This window comes from Alteromonas macleodii ATCC 27126 (assembly GCF_000172635.2).
Lineage (GTDB): Bacteria > Pseudomonadota > Gammaproteobacteria > Enterobacterales > Alteromonadaceae > Alteromonas > Alteromonas macleodii.
This window is the reverse complement of the sequence record NC_018632.1, coordinates 3,147,942-3,163,483: the sequence shown is the minus strand read 5'-3', so window position 1 is coordinate 3,163,483 and position 15,542 is coordinate 3,147,942. Positions and strand designations below refer to the sequence as shown.

General features: G+C 45.2%; 13 protein-coding genes. 6 read left to right on the top strand and 7 right to left on the bottom strand.

Annotated elements, in window-relative coordinates; genetic code table 11:
* The first annotated feature begins 339 nt into the window (after nt 1-339).
* The 4 genes from MASE_RS13555 (at nt 340) to MASE_RS13540 (ending at nt 4,728) form a co-directional block, all read left to right on the top strand.
* Nucleotides 340-894 carry a type 1 glutamine amidotransferase domain-containing protein gene (locus tag MASE_RS13555; protein WP_014950312.1) on the top strand — a complete coding sequence of 185 codons (555 nt, stop codon included), beginning with the start codon at nt 340-342 and terminating at the stop codon, nt 892-894.
* A 14-nt stretch (nt 895-908) separates the two neighbouring features.
* On the top strand, nt 909-1,601 hold the full coding sequence (locus MASE_RS13550; RefSeq protein ID WP_014950311.1) for an SDR family oxidoreductase: 693 nt from the start codon (nt 909-911) through the stop codon (nt 1,599-1,601).
* Between the two features lie 587 nt (nt 1,602-2,188).
* Nucleotides 2,189-3,427, top strand: coding sequence for a peroxidase family protein (locus MASE_RS13545; protein ID WP_014950310.1), 1,239 nt, complete (start codon nt 2,189-2,191; stop codon nt 3,425-3,427).
* A 413-nt stretch (nt 3,428-3,840) separates the two neighbouring features.
* The gene (locus tag MASE_RS13540) at nt 3,841-4,728 is read left to right on the top strand and encodes an SDR family NAD(P)-dependent oxidoreductase (RefSeq protein ID WP_014950309.1); all 888 of its coding nucleotides are present in this window, start codon (nt 3,841-3,843) and stop codon (nt 4,726-4,728) included.
* 67 nt (nt 4,729-4,795) lie between these two features.
* Here the strand turns inward: MASE_RS13540 and MASE_RS13535 are convergent, their stop codons facing one another.
* The 7 genes from MASE_RS13535 to MASE_RS13505 all read right to left on the bottom strand — a co-directional run bounded on the left by MASE_RS13535 (nt 4,796) and on the right by MASE_RS13505 (nt 13,827).
* Complete coding sequence (locus MASE_RS13535; RefSeq protein WP_014950308.1) at nt 4,796-6,211, bottom strand: ABC transporter ATP-binding protein; 1,416 nt, start codon at nt 6,209-6,211, stop codon at nt 4,796-4,798.
* Nucleotides 6,208-7,077, bottom strand: a complete 870-nt coding sequence (locus tag MASE_RS13530) for an ABC transporter permease (protein ID WP_014950307.1) — start codon at nt 7,075-7,077, stop codon at nt 6,208-6,210. The genes MASE_RS13535 and MASE_RS13530 overlap by 4 nt, the downstream gene beginning before the upstream one ends.
* The gene (locus MASE_RS13525) at nt 7,074-8,057 is read right to left on the bottom strand and encodes an ABC transporter permease (protein WP_014950306.1); all 984 of its coding nucleotides are present in this window, start codon (nt 8,055-8,057) and stop codon (nt 7,074-7,076) included. Before MASE_RS13525 ends, MASE_RS13530 begins: the two co-directional genes overlap by 4 nt.
* 2 nt (nt 8,058-8,059) lie before the next feature.
* Complete coding sequence (locus MASE_RS13520) at nt 8,060-9,529, bottom strand: ABC transporter substrate-binding protein (protein ID WP_232362766.1); 1,470 nt, start codon at nt 9,527-9,529, stop codon at nt 8,060-8,062.
* Nucleotides 9,530-10,095: 566 nt separating this feature from the next.
* Nucleotides 10,096-12,306: a xanthine dehydrogenase family protein molybdopterin-binding subunit gene (locus tag MASE_RS13515; protein ID WP_014950304.1), complete on the bottom strand. Its 2,211-nt coding sequence runs from the start codon at nt 12,304-12,306 to the stop codon at nt 10,096-10,098.
* A complete protein-coding gene (locus MASE_RS13510) occupies nt 12,293-13,318 on the bottom strand; it encodes an FAD binding domain-containing protein (protein ID WP_014950303.1) in 1,026 nt (341 codons plus the stop codon). The genes MASE_RS13515 and MASE_RS13510 overlap by 14 nt, the downstream gene beginning before the upstream one ends.
* Nucleotides 13,318-13,827 carry a (2Fe-2S)-binding protein gene (locus tag MASE_RS13505; protein WP_014950302.1) on the bottom strand — a complete coding sequence of 170 codons (510 nt, stop codon included), beginning with the start codon at nt 13,825-13,827 and terminating at the stop codon, nt 13,318-13,320. The genes MASE_RS13510 and MASE_RS13505 overlap by 1 nt, the downstream gene beginning before the upstream one ends.
* Before the next feature lie 243 nt (nt 13,828-14,070).
* Between MASE_RS13505 and MASE_RS13500 the strand changes: the two genes are divergently transcribed.
* Both MASE_RS13500 and gloA read left to right on the top strand, forming a co-directional pair.
* The gene (locus tag MASE_RS13500) at nt 14,071-14,748 is read left to right on the top strand and encodes a YehS family protein (RefSeq protein ID WP_232362851.1); all 678 of its coding nucleotides are present in this window, start codon (nt 14,071-14,073) and stop codon (nt 14,746-14,748) included.
* A 141-nt stretch (nt 14,749-14,889) separates the two neighbouring features.
* The gene (gene gloA / locus MASE_RS13495; RefSeq protein ID WP_014950300.1) at nt 14,890-15,438 is read left to right on the top strand and encodes a lactoylglutathione lyase; all 549 of its coding nucleotides are present in this window, start codon (nt 14,890-14,892) and stop codon (nt 15,436-15,438) included.
* Nucleotides 15,439-15,542 lie beyond the last annotated feature (104 nt).

The window sequence follows — 15,542 nt, the reverse complement described above, 5'->3', positions numbered from 1 at the left end:
CTGTCGGCTTACATCACCTTAAAAAAGAAGCGAGAAACAAGCTCTGTAAATCGTTCACAAAATCTGAATATGTGCGTGGCTATCAATGGTGGTGAAATTGTTGGTATTGCATTTATTCTAATTGAATCAATGGTTTGCGCTTCCCAGTTTGGGTGGTTTGTAATTTGCACCTTCAATAGCATCTTAGCTAGATAGTAAGAGCTAGGTTATGCCATGCACAAACTAACGCGTTCACCTGATGTGATTTGCTAAAGGTGGTAGGCGGACAGTTATTCCTGTCGTGTGGCGACCCCTGTTTTTACTAGCTTTACATTTCGTCTTTCAAAAGGAGAGAACACTATGAGCAACACCCAAAACCTTAAAGGCAAAAAAATCGCTATTTTGGCAACCAATGGTTTTGAGCAAAGCGAGTTGATTCAACCAAGAGACAAGTTTATTGAGCAAGGTGCTGAAGTTGATGTGCTATCTATTGATGATCAGACGACCATTAAAGCATGGGACGAAGACAACTGGGGAAAAGAAATTAACGTTGATAAACAAGTTACGTCTGTAAACCCTCAAGATTACGATGCCCTTGTGCTACCTGGCGGTCAAATCAATCCCGATGTGCTGCGTACCAACGAAGATGCTGTTGCCTTCATCAAAAGTGCAAACAGCGCGGCAAGTATTAAAGCTATAGGTGCTATCTGTCATGGTCCATGGTTGCTGGTGGAGTCTGGGTTAGCGAAAGGTGCAACACTCACTTCGTTTCCTAGTATCCAAACAGATCTCAAAAATGCTGGTGCGACCTGGGTTGATGAGGAAGTGGTGACCCATTCAAAACTGGTGACCAGTAGAAACCCAGATGATATTCCAGCTTTCGTAAGCAAAATTAGTGAATTGGTTGCCCAGTAAGAAGGAGGAAGTGTATGTCCACCTCAGCTACAGATAAAAAGGTTATCGCGATAACGGGAGCTTCCAGCGGCATTGGCAAAGAAACAGCAAAGCAACTGGTAAATAACGGTTTTAATGTTGCCCTTTTAGCAAGAAGTGAGGACAAATTGCGTGCCTTAGTCGAAGAGTTTGGCAATGATGTTGCGTTCGCTGTAAAAACTGACGTTAGCGACTTTAAAGATGTCGATACGGCGTTTAAAAAGGTGAGCGAACATTTCGGTCGCATTGACGGCATCTTCGCTAATGCCGGGCGTGGCGCGAAAGCCGCCGGCATTGAAAAGGGGGACGTAGATGACTGGGATGGCATGCTGGGCGCAAACGTAAATGGACTGCTTTATACTGCAAAAGCCGGATTGCCGTACCTGCGCGATACGCAAGGCCACTTCATTATTACGTCTTCGGTCGCCGGTCGAATAGCCCTGAAAGGCTCTGTATATGGGGCAAGTAAGTGGTTTGCTTATGGTTTCGGTCAGAACCTCGCAGAAGAAATGCGCGAGTGGGGCGGCCGCTGTACAACTATCTGCCCTGGTATGGTGAATACGCCATTTTTTGATGAACCTAAGGAAGATAAGCTTCAGCCAGCGGATATCGCAAAATCGGTATTATTTGCCCTAAGCGCAGAAGAGTCAGCCTGCGTTCGCGAGGTTTATGTTATGCCGGCGAAGTAAAGCAAAAGGCTAGTTGAGTATAATGATGTACCGTGTTTTTACAGTTCTTAATTGGCGTCAGCACGTTAACAAATGGGTCAGAACTGAATTTTATGTAGCTTTTGGCCTATGTGAAACCTCATGCAGAGGACGGTTGAGTTTAAACCGTCCGTCTTTTTTTTGAGTTTGGAGCCAAGGAAACGGAGACAAACGAAGGGGTATTCGCTGGTGAATTTACTCAACGATCATTTTCTATAACAGCTTAAGGTTATCTTAATTGTTGAAAAAGTGAACACATTGAGATAGTCTAATATAAGCCTTGAGCTGGTCTTGTTGTTCAAAAAGGGAAAGCAGAGTATGGATGCTCATGATGTTTCCGAGCAATAGATTATCAATAACTTCCCCATTTTTAGTGTTTATCAGTGAAAAGGTGATAACTAAAATGGAGACTGAATATGATACATCATGGCATCAATACACCTAGCGGTATGACCCCTAAATGCACCCATCATCAATCACAAGGCCGATTCAGGCGTCTATTTCCTCAACTCCCTCGACTTATCAGTAACTCGCATGATCTTCGTGAATGCGGTAAAAAGAACGGACCCATGGATTCCGGAGCAGAAGCCAAGTTGTCAAATATTGACCTGGGTTACGTATTCTTAGGCCAATTCATCGATCATGATATTACCCTTGATGTTACATCGAGTTTAAGTTCACGAAATACCCCTGATGACATCAATAATATCCGAACGCCTACCCTGGATTTGGATTGTATCTATGGTTCGGGTGTTGAAGGGACACCGCATCTCTACTATCACGCACCACCAAACGCCTCCGGCAAACCTAAACAAATAGACAAGTTGCACCTGCTGACGAACGGTGATGATTTACTTAGAGCAGAGAGTACTCCTCAGGGGCATTTAAACCAAGTGGCGTTGATTGGCGATCCACGTAACGATGAAAACCGAATAGTCTCTCAGCTTCAATTACTGATGCACTATTTTCATAATACGGTTGTCAATGAGTTACTAACGAAGGGCACTTATACGACGAAAACTGCTCTTTTCGAAAAGGCGCGAGAGATCGTGACCTGGCACTACCAATGGGTCGTTATTTATGACTTTTTACCCAAGCTAGTAGGTCAAACGGTCGTCGATGATATTATGTGTAACGGTCGACGATTTTTTACTGAAGATAACTCTCCATTTATTCCGGTTGAATTTTCCGTCGCCGTCTATCGCTTTGGTCATACAATGGTTACCAACCCATTAGACTTTAACGAAAGTCATAAAGGCGTAACGATGTTTGGTAGCGAGTTAGGTACAGGGTTCCAGAAGAATACGGCAGGAGCGATTAACTGGAGTTGGTTTTTTGGAGAAGATGCTCAGAAAGCGGGGGCGGTCGATGAAAAACTTCCTTCAGAATTACTGGAGTTGCCGTTTATCAAAAATGCTGAGGCATCGCTTGCCGTAAGAAATTTGCAACGTGGTCAGAGCTTTTCACTGCCATCAGGCCAGTCAGTGCACAAATACATGGAGTCTGTTTTAGGCGTAAGCCTGGATTCTCCCGATATGTCGATGTTCGAACTGCCGGGCAACTTAGCTCAAGCGACTCCGCTGTGGTTATACATTCTTTGCGAGGGAAGCCTCTCAGGAGGCAATCATTTGGGGCCTGTTGGAGGTTATATTGTAGCTGAAGTGCTTATAGGTTTGATTGAAAGTGACCCTCACTCGTTCTTAGGATCTAACCCTTCATGGTATCCAGAACTAAAAGTACAGGGCAGTCAACCCGCTGGAGCTTTCGAAATGGCTGACATCATCAAATATACTGATTTCGCGGCTTAACAAACAAGCGGAAGTATTTACTGAGGCGTGAAGATATCGACTCCTGTAAGTACGCTCTGTCAAAAGCCATTGTTGAGAATTAGATTAGTAGCACCAGAGTAAAATCGAACAGTCGGTTAGGTTGATGTAGAACGGATGAGACAGTTTTCAACATAGAAATATAGTAGCGGGGTAATGCAAAGGGCAGGGTTAGTCACTGCCCTTTTTTATTTGCCCCGCCTTTACGTTTAACCTGACTTATTAATTTCATGAAGCTATTCAGATTAGCCAAATAAAGTATTTTCCCCATCCTGTTACCCCTAATCTAGGTGTGTAGATAAGCGCTAGTTGAGTGAGATAGGCGATTGCAAACTCCTCATTGAAATGGCTTTCCCAAAGGGCCCGCGGCGCAATAACAATAACAGGAGAGTAAGATGTCTAACGAATTTACGGGTAAGACCGCTATTATTTCTGGCGCCGCTGGCGGCATAGGGTTAGCGCTGGCAGAGGCATTGGCAAGGCAGGGTATGAATATCGTCATGGGCGATATTGATAATGCTGCATTAACCGAATCGGGTAACGACTTACGAGAGAAAGGTTTCGATGTATTGACTTGCGCCCTTGATGTTACCGATTACGCTCAGTGGGAAGATATTGTAGCTAACGCCAAAGAGAAGTTTGGCAAGGTTCATATGGTCATCAATAATGCTGGTGTTGGCGGTACGCCGGGGAAAGTCGAAGATTCGGAGCATGAGACCTGGCGCTGGGTAATGGACGTCAACGTTATGGGCGTACTCTATGGCGTACAAGCATGCGTGCCAGCTATTAAAGAGCACGGCGAAGGAGGCTGGGTGCTAAACGTGGCGTCGATGGCAGGAATGATGGGCATGCCATATGCGGCGGCCTATTGCGCATCAAAGGCTGCGGTTGTCTCTATGACAGAAAGCTGGGTACCAGAACTGAAACCTTTTGGAATCCATACTTCTGTATTGTGTCCAGCATTTGTGAAAACCCGCATTCACGAGTCGTATAGGAATAGACAGCAAAAATACGCAGTAGCCGCTGAAAAACGCATTGATAAAGAGAAGCTTAAAGCCGGAGCTCAAGCAGCCACTAAAGCAGTAGAGTCGGGAATCGATGCCTCTGTCCTAGCTGAACGCGTGATAGAGGCGCTTCAGTCAGAGCAAACTTATATTTATACACACCCGAATTATCGAAAGGTCACTACGGCGCGCTTTAGCGCTATTGATAGCGCCTTTGTAGATGCTGAGCAGAGTCAGGCTGTTGGTCACCTTATTGATGATGAAATCGTGACTTTTTAGTTCATTCGCGGCTACGGTTTGCGTATAAACACACGAAAGAGCCCTGAATCTTGTCTTCCAAAAGCCGTTATATAACGGCTTTTGGTGTTGTGAGAGTCTGAAGGTCAATGACGCGGTCACAGACTTTTTCTAGCTGTGTTCTATCGTGGCTGATAAAGAGCACCGTGCAATTTTCTTCTCTGCATTGATCGACAAGTAAGTGAGTAATTGCCTTACTTGTAATGGGGTCGAGCCTAGATGTTGGCTCGTCAGCTATAAGTAACTTGGGCTTTAGTAGCAGCGCGCGCAGCAATGCAATGCGTTGAAGCTCACCTCCACTTACCTCAGAGGCGCTGCGCTCAAACAATCGCTGGTTAAGGCCTAGTTGAGCTGAAAGTAAATCAGCACGCTTTTTAGACACCTTGTGAAGCTTTATTACGTCATCAATCAATGAATTAAGCGTAGTGTGATGGGCAAATGAACTTGGGGGATCTTGATATAGCTTTAGGGTTTGATAACGGTGTAAAAGCGTATGAAACGCAATATTGCCTTGATAGGGTAGAAGCCCAAGTAGAGCATCACCTAGAGACGTTTTTCCACTGCCGCTATCACCACAAAGCCCGACAATTTCGCCTTCCCCTAAAGAAAAACTAAGGCCAGTAAATAGTGTACGGTTACCTCTCATAATTGTGAGATCATTCACCGATACCAGCGGTGCAAACCTATGCGTTTTTTTTGCTGTAGCCGTCCAGTGTTGCGGAGCCGACGCAATAAGGGTTTTGGTATAGTTTGAAGACGGGGAGGACAGTATCTTGCGGGTATCACCTGTTTCAACCAGTTTCCCGTTTTTAAGCACCATACATTTACCACCCAGTGCCTCTGCCACTGAAACATCGTGCGTAATAGTAAGTAGCGTACCGTCGTTAGCTTTTTGCTTTAGTTGCTCAATAATATGATGTTTGCGTCCGGCATCTAGCCCTTTTGTGGGTTCGTCGGCTAGAAATAAAGGTGCATTAGTCGCTGATGCACAGGCAAAAGCGACACGCTGTGCCATTCCACCGGAAAGTTGAGAAGGTACCTTATCACTGTCGTCTTTAAGAGCCAGGTTGTCTAGCTGTGTCTTCGCACTCTTTTGTGCTTCGCGAGCACCGTTACCCAATGTAAACCGAAAAACTTCGGCGACTTGCTGGCGAATTTTCATCATTGGGCTTAGAGAATGCCATGGCTCTTGCGGCAGCATAACAATGTCTCGCCCCCACAATTGTTCACATTCTCGTCGGTTGGCACGAAGCATATCTACACCGTTTACCAGAACATTTCCCGTAACCCTCAGTGCAGGTGGTAAGTCGCCCATAATTGCTTGCGCTAGCAGACTTTTACCTGCCCCGGTTTCACCCAATATAGTCAGTGTCTCGCCTTGTTCAAGGTTAAGGGATAGATCCTCTACAATAATGGTGTCTTGCGCGTAAATTGATAAGTGTTCAATAGCAATGTATTGGCTCACAGTTTGCGCTCCAATGCATCACTCTTTGATAGTCTACTGCTGCTGTCAAAAATGAACTTATTTAAACGAGGTGTTTTGTCACTCTTCGCAGAAAGTAAGTGAAAGCCCAGTACGAGAACGAATAGGGTGGAAATAGGTTGTGCGAGCAGCCAAGGTGCTTCGTGATAGTATGGAAAAAGCTCAACTATCATCAGCCCAAGCTCAGGGCTGGGTGGTTTTAAACCAACATAAACGAAGCCCACCGATGCCATGGCGATAATTGAGGAGGAGGCACCAAAAGCAGCAAGTGATAACACGTCTTGTCGAATGGCGGGCCATATATGCTTACTAAATAAATAGCGTTTTGGAAAACCCATTAGCGCAGAGTTTTCCAGTGCAGGGCCTGTCACTACTGGTAGAGTGATAGCACGTACCAGCCTGAAGTACTCGACGGCCAGTACTAAGGAAATGGCTAAATACAGCATAATGAAAGAGCCTGGTACTAGCGCCGCGAAAAGAAGAATAAGTACCAGTCCGGGGAGCGCCAATATCGTATTGGCAATGAAATTCAACGTCGTATCTACCCAACCTCTACACCACGCTGCAATTACGCCCGTTAGCACACCAATGATTGATGAACTTAGTACACACAGTGCAGCGAGAGAAAGTGATATGCGCAGACCCTCTGAGATTCTGGCCAACATGTCGCGTCCAAATTGATCTGTACCTAACCAATGTTGCGCACTTGGGGCTTCGAGCACTTGCTTTAAATTTTGTTGATTGCCGTTTGTTCCCAATAGAACAGGCTCGCCCAACGCAAGTAATAAGAGCAGCATCAAAAGTGAAAAGCCAATCACTTTTTCAACAGGTAAAGCGAATGTCTTCATTGGCTATGTCCTCGATTTTCCCTCACCCTTGGGTCGAGTGCATACTGACTTAAATCGACTAGTGTGTTGACCAATACGAATAACGTGCCCATCAGCAAAGCTGTGCCTTGTAACATAGTGATGTCACGGGCAAAGACAGCATGGGAAAGTCCGTGTCCTATGCCGGGCCAAGCAAAAAGGCTTTCAATCATAATTACGCCTTCAATTAACCCGATAAGTTGTATGCCCATGAAGGCTAGAGCAGGTATTACAATGTTAGGTAGCGCATGGCACCTGAACGCTTCTAGAGCGCTTAACCCTTTTATCTTGGCGAAATGGAAGTAACCCGATTGAACCGCATTAACAGTACTATTGCGAATTACGCGGTTTGATATAGCCGCCAGGCTTAACCCTAAGGTCATTACAGGTAATATGGTATAGACAAAGCCTGAAGAGCCCGCAACCGGTAGCCAGTTGAGCTCTAGTGCAAAAATAAAGATGAGAATTAGCCCCAAGCAAAAGACCGGTTGAGAGCGCACGAACGTGGAAAATACTAATGCTGTTTTATCAAAAAGAGAAGCACGGCTCTTAGGAGTATTTTCACTTTTTCGAGCGCTTCTGATGCCGCTATAAATTCCGAGAGGAAACGCAATTAATGCGGATACCAGAATAGCGAGTCCAGCGAGAACAAGGGTGTAAGAAAGCTGATTTTGTAGCTCAACAACAATGGGGGCACCCGTGACCAAGCTATTGCCTAAATCCAGAGAGGCTAAATCAGTCATCCAGCTGACGTACTGCTCGAAAGCGCTTCTGTGCAGACCAAGTTCTTCTGCTACGGCGTTAGCGGCACTTGTGCTTACCGCATCGTCACCGTAGCGGCCAGCCGCTATTTTGTAAGCCATATCTCCAGGTAATGAACGGGTTATAATAAATGTGAGTGTGCCTACACTCCACGCCATCAGTACAGCTTGAAGCAGCCGTTGAAGTAGGATTTTTCTCATTATTATGGGGCTATTCTCATTTGAGATACGCGAAAAGAACGCTCGTAAGGGTCGAAGCTGAAGTTTCTTAGTCGGCTAGATGTCGCGGTTTGCTGCACATAGTACATAACGGGGATAAGAGGGACGTCTTGCTGAACTTCTTGCATAATTGATGATATCAACGATTTGTAAGCGTGTTCATCCGTGGTGTGACTCAAGGTCTTTAAATCGCTAAACACTTTTTCATTTTGCCAGTTCATTGGCCCCCAATCGCCGCCTTCTTTTGAAGAAAAGTCAGCCAGCATTATACCGAGAGGGTCTGGGATGTTAGCAAAGTTACGCGCCATAAGTGCAGTTTGTAATGTGCCATCAGCATGCCCTGAAGGAATGGCACTTACATTTTCCATATGGACAGAGAGCTTCACTCCAATGCTAGCCCACTGATCTTGAATTGCCGTGGCAATGGTAATGAGTTCTGGCCGATTGGCATAGGTAATCATATCAAGCGTTAAAGGTGAGCCATCTTTGTAGCGCACGCCATCCTCACCTACTAACCATCCCGCGTCGGTTAGCAGCTGTGCCGCTTTTTTCCTATTTAATAATAAGTCGCCATTTTCAACGCTATTTTTAATTGTTGAATTATTGTCAGCGTCACCCATTGAAATAGTATTGGTAGCATTATCTGTGGCAGTAGAACGAATATGCCAGTCTCGAATATTTGGGCCAAATAGCTGATCAGCAGAGATATTCGATATACGCATTACGCCAGATGCAATGCCTTTTCTGTCAATCGCTAAACTCAATGCTTGCCTTACTTTTACATCTGAGAGGATAGGGTGGCCGCTATTTAACTTAACTAAAGTGGTGCGAGGGATCCTATCGCTAAACACGTTTACGTTAGAGTCAGTGCGCAACATGCTAACCGCGGCAGGGTCGAGGTTGTACACAATATCTGCTTGCCCCGTTCGTACCATAAGCGCCCGCGTTTCAGAGCGGTGACCCGTTACGTACTCAACGTTTTCAATAACAGCGGGCTCGCCCCAATAATTGTCAAAGCGCGTGGTTGTAATATTGTGGGGTGGTTCAAAGTGCGTAATCTGATAGGGGCCTGTACCTATTAAGGTTTTAATTCGATTGAACTTGCCGAAGGTAGCAGGTGCCACGATCGCAGTTGCATAATTACTTAACAGGGAAGGGAAAGGACGGTAACTTTGGTTCAAGGTGAACTTGATAGAATATTCTGATACTACCTCCATGTTGGCGATCATATCTTTTGAAAATGGCGTTGGTTTACCAAACGCGACCGAAAGGCTTTTGTAGACGGCGTCGGCGGTCATTAACGTGCCGTCATGAAAATACACATCAGGACGTAAATTAAATGTCCAAACAGTAAAGTCCTCATCATTTGACCATGAGCTAGCAAGTCCTGGGATAAGCTGACCTTGGTTATCCACGTCTATGAGAGTTTCCAGAATTTGCATTCGTGTAAACATGTAGCCGGTACTTGCCGGGTCGTTATTGACTGGTTCAAAAGGACCACTGATCAGAATTTTGTTTGTAGGTTGTGAAGGTGTGCAGGCACTAAGTAGAACGCTGGCAACGACGAGTAAAATTGTTAGATGTCTAATCCGCATATTATTTTTATGTATTCCCTTCGAGCCTTTAAGCTTTTTCGTGTCTATTTGAATCCTGTGAATCAGTATCAGTATTCTTAGGCTGACGCCCTGAATAGTAAAACAAAGATCCAGATTGGATAATATACGATTTGTTGAATAAATGTACAGGTTGAGTCGGTAGGGCTAAACTACTTTTTGAAAAAATGCACTGGCTAATGACCATCAAGATATTAAGTAATGTTAAGTCGGTGCACAATATTTTCAACTTTTGTAATGGGCAGTTGGTCGTATGTTACATTGTAACTTTAAGCATTTATTAGTAATGCTATAGAGTGATAGTACTACAAATTAAAAAAGGGTTTTGAGCCCTATCAAACACACTGGATAACAATAATGAAAAAGCTTCTTAATGTGAAGCGGCCTTGTCAGGCCGCTTTTTTTGCTTAGTTTTTACCTGCGATTATTTTATCCATGGTAATGGGAAAGTCTCGTACTCTCACTTTGCATGCATCATAAATTGCGTTAGCGATGGCGGCGCCTGCTCCAGTAATGCCTAGTTCACCAATACCTTTTGCACCCACTGGCGATGCGGCATAATCTGCCTCTTGTAAGAAATCCAGGCTAACTTCGGCAATGTCCCGATTGACTGCCACATGATATTCACCAAAATCTGGATTTACAAAGCTTGCCGTGTCTCTATGGTGATGGATCCCTTCAGTAAGTGCGTAGCCAGCGCCCCATACCATTCCCCCTTTTATTTGAGATGCAGCTGTTTTCATATTCAAGATTTGCCCCGCGCTGAACATACCGTATTGGCGAAGTAGCCTAACTTCACCCGTGTATTCATCTACCTCTACTTCCGCGAAATGAGCGCCACATGAATACTGCTCATCATCGCTGGTGTCATCCTCGGATACTTTACCGGTTGCTGTTATGGGGAAGTCGCTGTCGGACATAAAGTTGGCGAGTAATACCGGACTACTTACTTCATCATCACCTTGTGCAATCGAGACTAACTTTATTTGCCCATCTAAAATTTGTACTTCAGCTTGGCTAAGGGCTGGGGGAAGTGAGCTTTTAATATTCGCAATAAGCGCTTCACAGGCTTTTTTAACCGCCGAACCAGAGCTTGCTGCGCCAAATGAGCCACCTGAACCACATGAAGCAGGGTAGCGGCTATCACCGAGTTTTACTGTGACATTGTCTACCGACGTATTTAAAGTATCGGCGGCAATTTGTGTGAGAATAGTGTAGGTGCCTGTACCAATATCTGTCATATCAGTGCGAACCGTTACCTCACCGGTAGCACTCAATTCCACTTCAGCGGAACTTTCCACCAGCACATTCATACGCATAGCACTCGCTACGCCATGGCCGATTTGTTTACCCGGTGTGGGCTGTGTTTTATGCTGCCACTTGAAGTTTTGCGCGCCTTGACGAAGGCACTCACCTAAGTTGTGGGTGGTAAACCGCGTGCCTTTCATAGGGTGAACTACCGGCAGGTTTTTTATGCGAAACGTAAGCGGGTCGACACCAGCTTCGTGGGCAAGTTCATCAATGGCCGATTCAAAAGCAAGGGAGCCAATGGCGTCTCCAGGAGAACGGGTAGAGTCGATAAGCGGCAGGTCTACGTCTTTGACCCTATGCGTACTTTCAATGAACTGAGATTTATAGGTAACCCGTGCGCCAGCCCCTGTTGCTTCGGCAAACTCATAGCCCTTGGCTTTTGGCATAGCGCTTTTGTGTTGTACGCTTAACAGTGCGTGCTCATCACCAGAAGCAAGGCTAATTTTCTGTATGCTGTGCCCTCGATGAGGGGTGTTATAAAAGACCTGACGCCTGCTTAACACCACTTTGACAGCTCGCTCTAAATACCTGGCCCCTATACAAGCGAGCGTTGCATCGTAATGAAGACCTAGCTTAGAGCCAAACCCGCCACCTACAAAGGGGCTCTGCACTACGATGTCTGCTGCATCCATTTCAAGCGTAATCGCAAGCGCCTCAACAGCCGTCGCTATAATCTGAACGCTACAATAGACCTCAAGCTTTCCATCTTTAAAGTCGGCAACCGTGGCATGAGGCTCCATAGCGGCAGAGATTTGGCTTGGTGTAGTATAAGTTTCGTTAATGCTTGCTTGAATATCACTTTGCTGCGGTTTATCACCGCTAGACGCATCTGCCTCAAACCCACCATCTAGCGACGCTGGTTTTTGCGTTGCATCATCGAATTCTGTCAGCAAATCTGGTATTTCACCGTCTATGGTGAAGGTTACTAGACTTGCGGCATAGCGTGCTTGCTCCAACGTATCAGCAATAACTAGAGCGACCGGAGCACCGAAATGACGAATGTGAGGTTCATTAAGTACGGCGCGACTTTGAGTAAACCTGCTTTCATCTGCAGGCTTGCTAAATGGCTTAAGAGTACCTGCATTTTTATACGTGATAACTGCATGTACGCCTTCGGCCTGTTCCGCTTGCTCTGTATTAAGGGATGTGATTTTACCTACGGCAGTATCACTTGATACAACCCAGCCTATCAAAGGAGTGCGATCGCTCATATGCTCCGCAGCGTACCTTGCTTGACCTGACACCTTTGCTGAACCATCAACTCGATTAACTGGCGTCCCTACAGTTTTGGCATTATGCGTTGTCATATAAAGCTCCTTCATGTCCTAGGTGCTTTACCTGATGTTCTGCTAACTCTAAAAGCACTTTTGTTAACGTCCTGCGCAATAGTTCTGGTTTAAAGTCATTACTGCCAAACGTTTTTGCTTCGGATAACTCAGCTTCCGCGGCTTGCAATATGACTTCTTGGGTTGGTTCCGCGCCTTCAAGAAAACTGATTGCTTTTTGCGGATACCAAGGCTTGGTGCCCACACCACCAAAGGCGAGAGAAAGGTCTTTAAAACGACCATCTTCAATTTTCGAACCAGCCGCAACAGAAACGAGTGCAAACGCATAGGAAGAACGGTCGCGTACTTTGTGATAGTACTGAGTACCGTTTGCTTTTTTCTTTATGCTGACATGGGTAATGAGTTCATCTTCGTCTAATTGGGTTTCTATGTGCGGCGTGTCGCCAGGTTCACGGTAGAAATCTCGTAGCGCGATTTGACGCGTGTTGCCATCAGGTTGCTGCGTATGTACCTGTGCGTTAAGCGCAATCATGGCTACGGCCATGTCGGAAGGGTGTGTGGCGATACAGCTCTCGCTAGTGCCAAATATGGCATGAATTCTATTCACGCTGTTATATGCGCTACAGCCAGTGCCTGGCTCTCGTTTATTACAGGCTTTTGTGGTGTCGTAAAAATAATAACAGCGGGTGCGTTGTAGCAAATTGCCTGCAGTGGTTGCCCTATTTCTAAGTTGAACTGTTGCACCGCTTAATAAAGCTTGCGCAAGTAAAGACACATTGGGCTGCGTGTGAGCGAACTTCGCTAAGTCAGAATTAGTCACCATGGCGCCAATATAATAGTAATTGTCATCTTCGCTGATAGTGTTAGCTTTATCCCATTTCGCAAGACTTACTAATGTTTTAGGCGTTTCTACCTGTAGTTTCATTAAATCTATTAGGTTTGTACCTCCGGCCAAAAAACGTGATGTTGTGTCCAGGGGCAGGCTACTCAACGGCTTTTCGCCGTTATAATGATGAAGAGTGAATGGCTGCATTATTGTCTCTCCAAAGCAATGACATCGGTTATAGCATCCACAATATTAGGGTAGGCGCCGCAGCGGCATAGGTTACCGCTCATGCGTTCGCTGATATCTTCTTTCAATGAAGCTTTACTGTGACGAGTTTGACTATAAGTAACTGCGCTAGGGTCTTCATTTTTCATTTCCCTAAGTAGGGATACGCCTGAACATATTTGACCAGATGTGCAATAGCCACACTGAAAAGCGTCACGCTCGATAAAAGCTTTTTGCAGCGGATGAAGACTCTCACCTTCACCGATGCCTTCAATAGTTGTGACTTCAGCGCCTTCTAACTGGAATGCAAACACTAAGCATGCATTAATACGCTTGCCGTCAGCGATAACGGTACAAGCACCACATTGTCCGTGGTCACAACCTTTTTTGGTGCCAAAAAGTGATAAATGCTGGTGGAGAAAATCTAACAAAGTCGTTCGTGGATCATCGGGAAGACTGACGTCTTTCCCGTTGAGATTTAATGTTGCCATGGAAGTATCCTTCTACCAATGAGCTCAATTTCGGTACGCCGATGAAATGAGCGAAACCAGATGTACAATGTCGTTACGCCAAGTACGTTAATTTGGTTTCACTATGTGTTGGTAGAAATTACGCACCCGACAGCCAGCGATAGATGCAAATGGCCAAGTAGTGTAAAATATGCGAAAGCGCACGTAGCGCTACACTGTAATCCATACCAATTATTGGCTACTCCACTTTTCAGGCCCATTTTCATGATCCACAACGATGTTCTACGTCGCCTTCGTTATGCATTAGCTATCAACGATACCGCCGCTATAAGTATTTTTAAATTAGTGAACTACGACATGGAAATTGATTATTTACATGCTGTGATGAAGCGGGAAGGCGAAGAGGGCTATCTGCCGTGTCGCGATAAGATTATTGCGCTGTTTCTAGATGGATTGATTATTAAAAATCGTGGTCGTCAAGAAGGGCAAATGCCTCAAGAGCTGGGGCCAAAAGAGCGATTAAGTAATAATGAAGTACTGCGCAAAATCCGTATTGCGATGAGTTATAAAGATGACGATATGATAGCGGTGCTTAAATTAGCAGACTTTAGAATGAGTAAAGGTGAGCTGTCGGCGTTTTTTAGAAAGCCAGACCATCGCAACTTTAAACCTGCTGGCGATCAAGTGGTTCGCAATTTGTTGCAAGGTATGGTGAAAAAATATCGACCGGAGTCCACGCGACAAACTTCGCCTAAAAAATCAGATAGCCCAAGCACTTCTGGTACTAAGTCAGGCTCATTTAATAAAGGCGCTAGTAAACAAAAAGAAGCGGCTGGCAAAAACACCAATTCTAAAGTGTCGCCAGTGAAAAAAGTGATGCAGGTTCGGTTTGGGGAAAGCTCCCTAAAAAATAAAAGCGCTGTAAAAATAGACGTTGTATAAAACGCATCTGAGGTAAAGCGCGTAAGAGGATAGACTAAGTGCTGTTGTGAAAAGAAAATTACCCCTCACTTCTATGCACTCGTTTTTAGGCAAAGCAAGATTGCCTTGCCTTAATTATCTATATCGCTAAGGACGACTATTATGAGCCGACATTTCGACAAGGCCGAAGGCCTGTATGAAGAGAAAGATGCTGCGACACAAGGTTTTGTGTTCAACCAAACTATGCTGCGCATTGCCGACCCCAAGCGTTCGCTAGATTTCTATACGCGAGTTATGGGAATGACGCTAATTAAGCGTCTAGATTTTGAAGAAATGAAGTTCAGCCTTTATTTTTTGGCGGCAGGTGATGATTTCTCTGATATTTCTGACGATGTAGACGAACGTACTCAGCAAACTTTTGGTCGCCCGGCCATGTTGGAGCTAACCCACAATTGGGGCGATACACCAGAAACGGTTGATTATCATAACGGAAATACAGAGCCAAAAGGTTTTGGGCATATTGGTTTTCATGTGCCTGATGCTGAAGCTGCATGTGCACGATTTGCATCACTAGACGTTCCTTTTCAGAAAGGGCTTAATGATGGTTCTATGAAAGGGATCGCATTTATCAAAGACCCAGACGGCTATTGGATCGAAATTTTCAACGCGTCTAACGTATCCGCAACTTGCGCGCCCCATTTGAAGAAGTAGGCGAGGCACGCACTACGGTACCATTTGCTAGCTGGGTTTTAAGTAGCAAGTAGTATCAGAAGTCACTGTTTACAAAAAAGGGTAGCTTAACTGAATAAGCTACC

Excerpts from the sequence above, each read along its gene's own strand:
- MASE_RS13525 (WP_014950306.1), bottom strand. The coding sequence starts at position 8,057 with ATGAGAAAAATCCTACTTCAACGGCTGCTTCAAGCTGTACTGATGGCG.
- MASE_RS13520 (WP_232362766.1), bottom strand. The coding sequence starts at position 9,529 with ATGTTTACACGAATGCAAATTCTGGAAACTCTCATAGACGTGGATAAC.
- MASE_RS13550 (WP_014950311.1), top strand. The coding sequence starts at position 909 with ATGTCCACCTCAGCTACAGATAAAAAGGTTATCGCGATAACGGGAGCT.
- MASE_RS13530 (WP_014950307.1), bottom strand. The coding sequence starts at position 7,077 with ATGAAGACATTCGCTTTACCTGTTGAAAAAGTGATTGGCTTTTCACTT.
- MASE_RS13515 (WP_014950304.1), bottom strand. The coding sequence starts at position 12,306 with ATGACAACGCATAATGCCAAAACTGTAGGGACGCCAGTTAATCGAGTT.
- MASE_RS13545 (WP_014950310.1), top strand. The coding sequence starts at position 2,189 with ATGGATTCCGGAGCAGAAGCCAAGTTGTCAAATATTGACCTGGGTTAC.
- gloA (WP_014950300.1), top strand. The coding sequence starts at position 14,890 with ATGAGCCGACATTTCGACAAGGCCGAAGGCCTGTATGAAGAGAAAGAT.
- MASE_RS13505 (WP_014950302.1), bottom strand. The coding sequence starts at position 13,827 with ATGGCAACATTAAATCTCAACGGGAAAGACGTCAGTCTTCCCGATGAT.
- MASE_RS13510 (WP_014950303.1), bottom strand. The coding sequence starts at position 13,318 with ATGCAGCCATTCACTCTTCATCATTATAACGGCGAAAAGCCGTTGAGT.
- MASE_RS13500 (WP_232362851.1), top strand. The coding sequence starts at position 14,071 with ATGATCCACAACGATGTTCTACGTCGCCTTCGTTATGCATTAGCTATC.
- MASE_RS13540 (WP_014950309.1), top strand. The coding sequence starts at position 3,841 with ATGTCTAACGAATTTACGGGTAAGACCGCTATTATTTCTGGCGCCGCT.
- MASE_RS13555 (WP_014950312.1), top strand. The coding sequence starts at position 340 with ATGAGCAACACCCAAAACCTTAAAGGCAAAAAAATCGCTATTTTGGCA.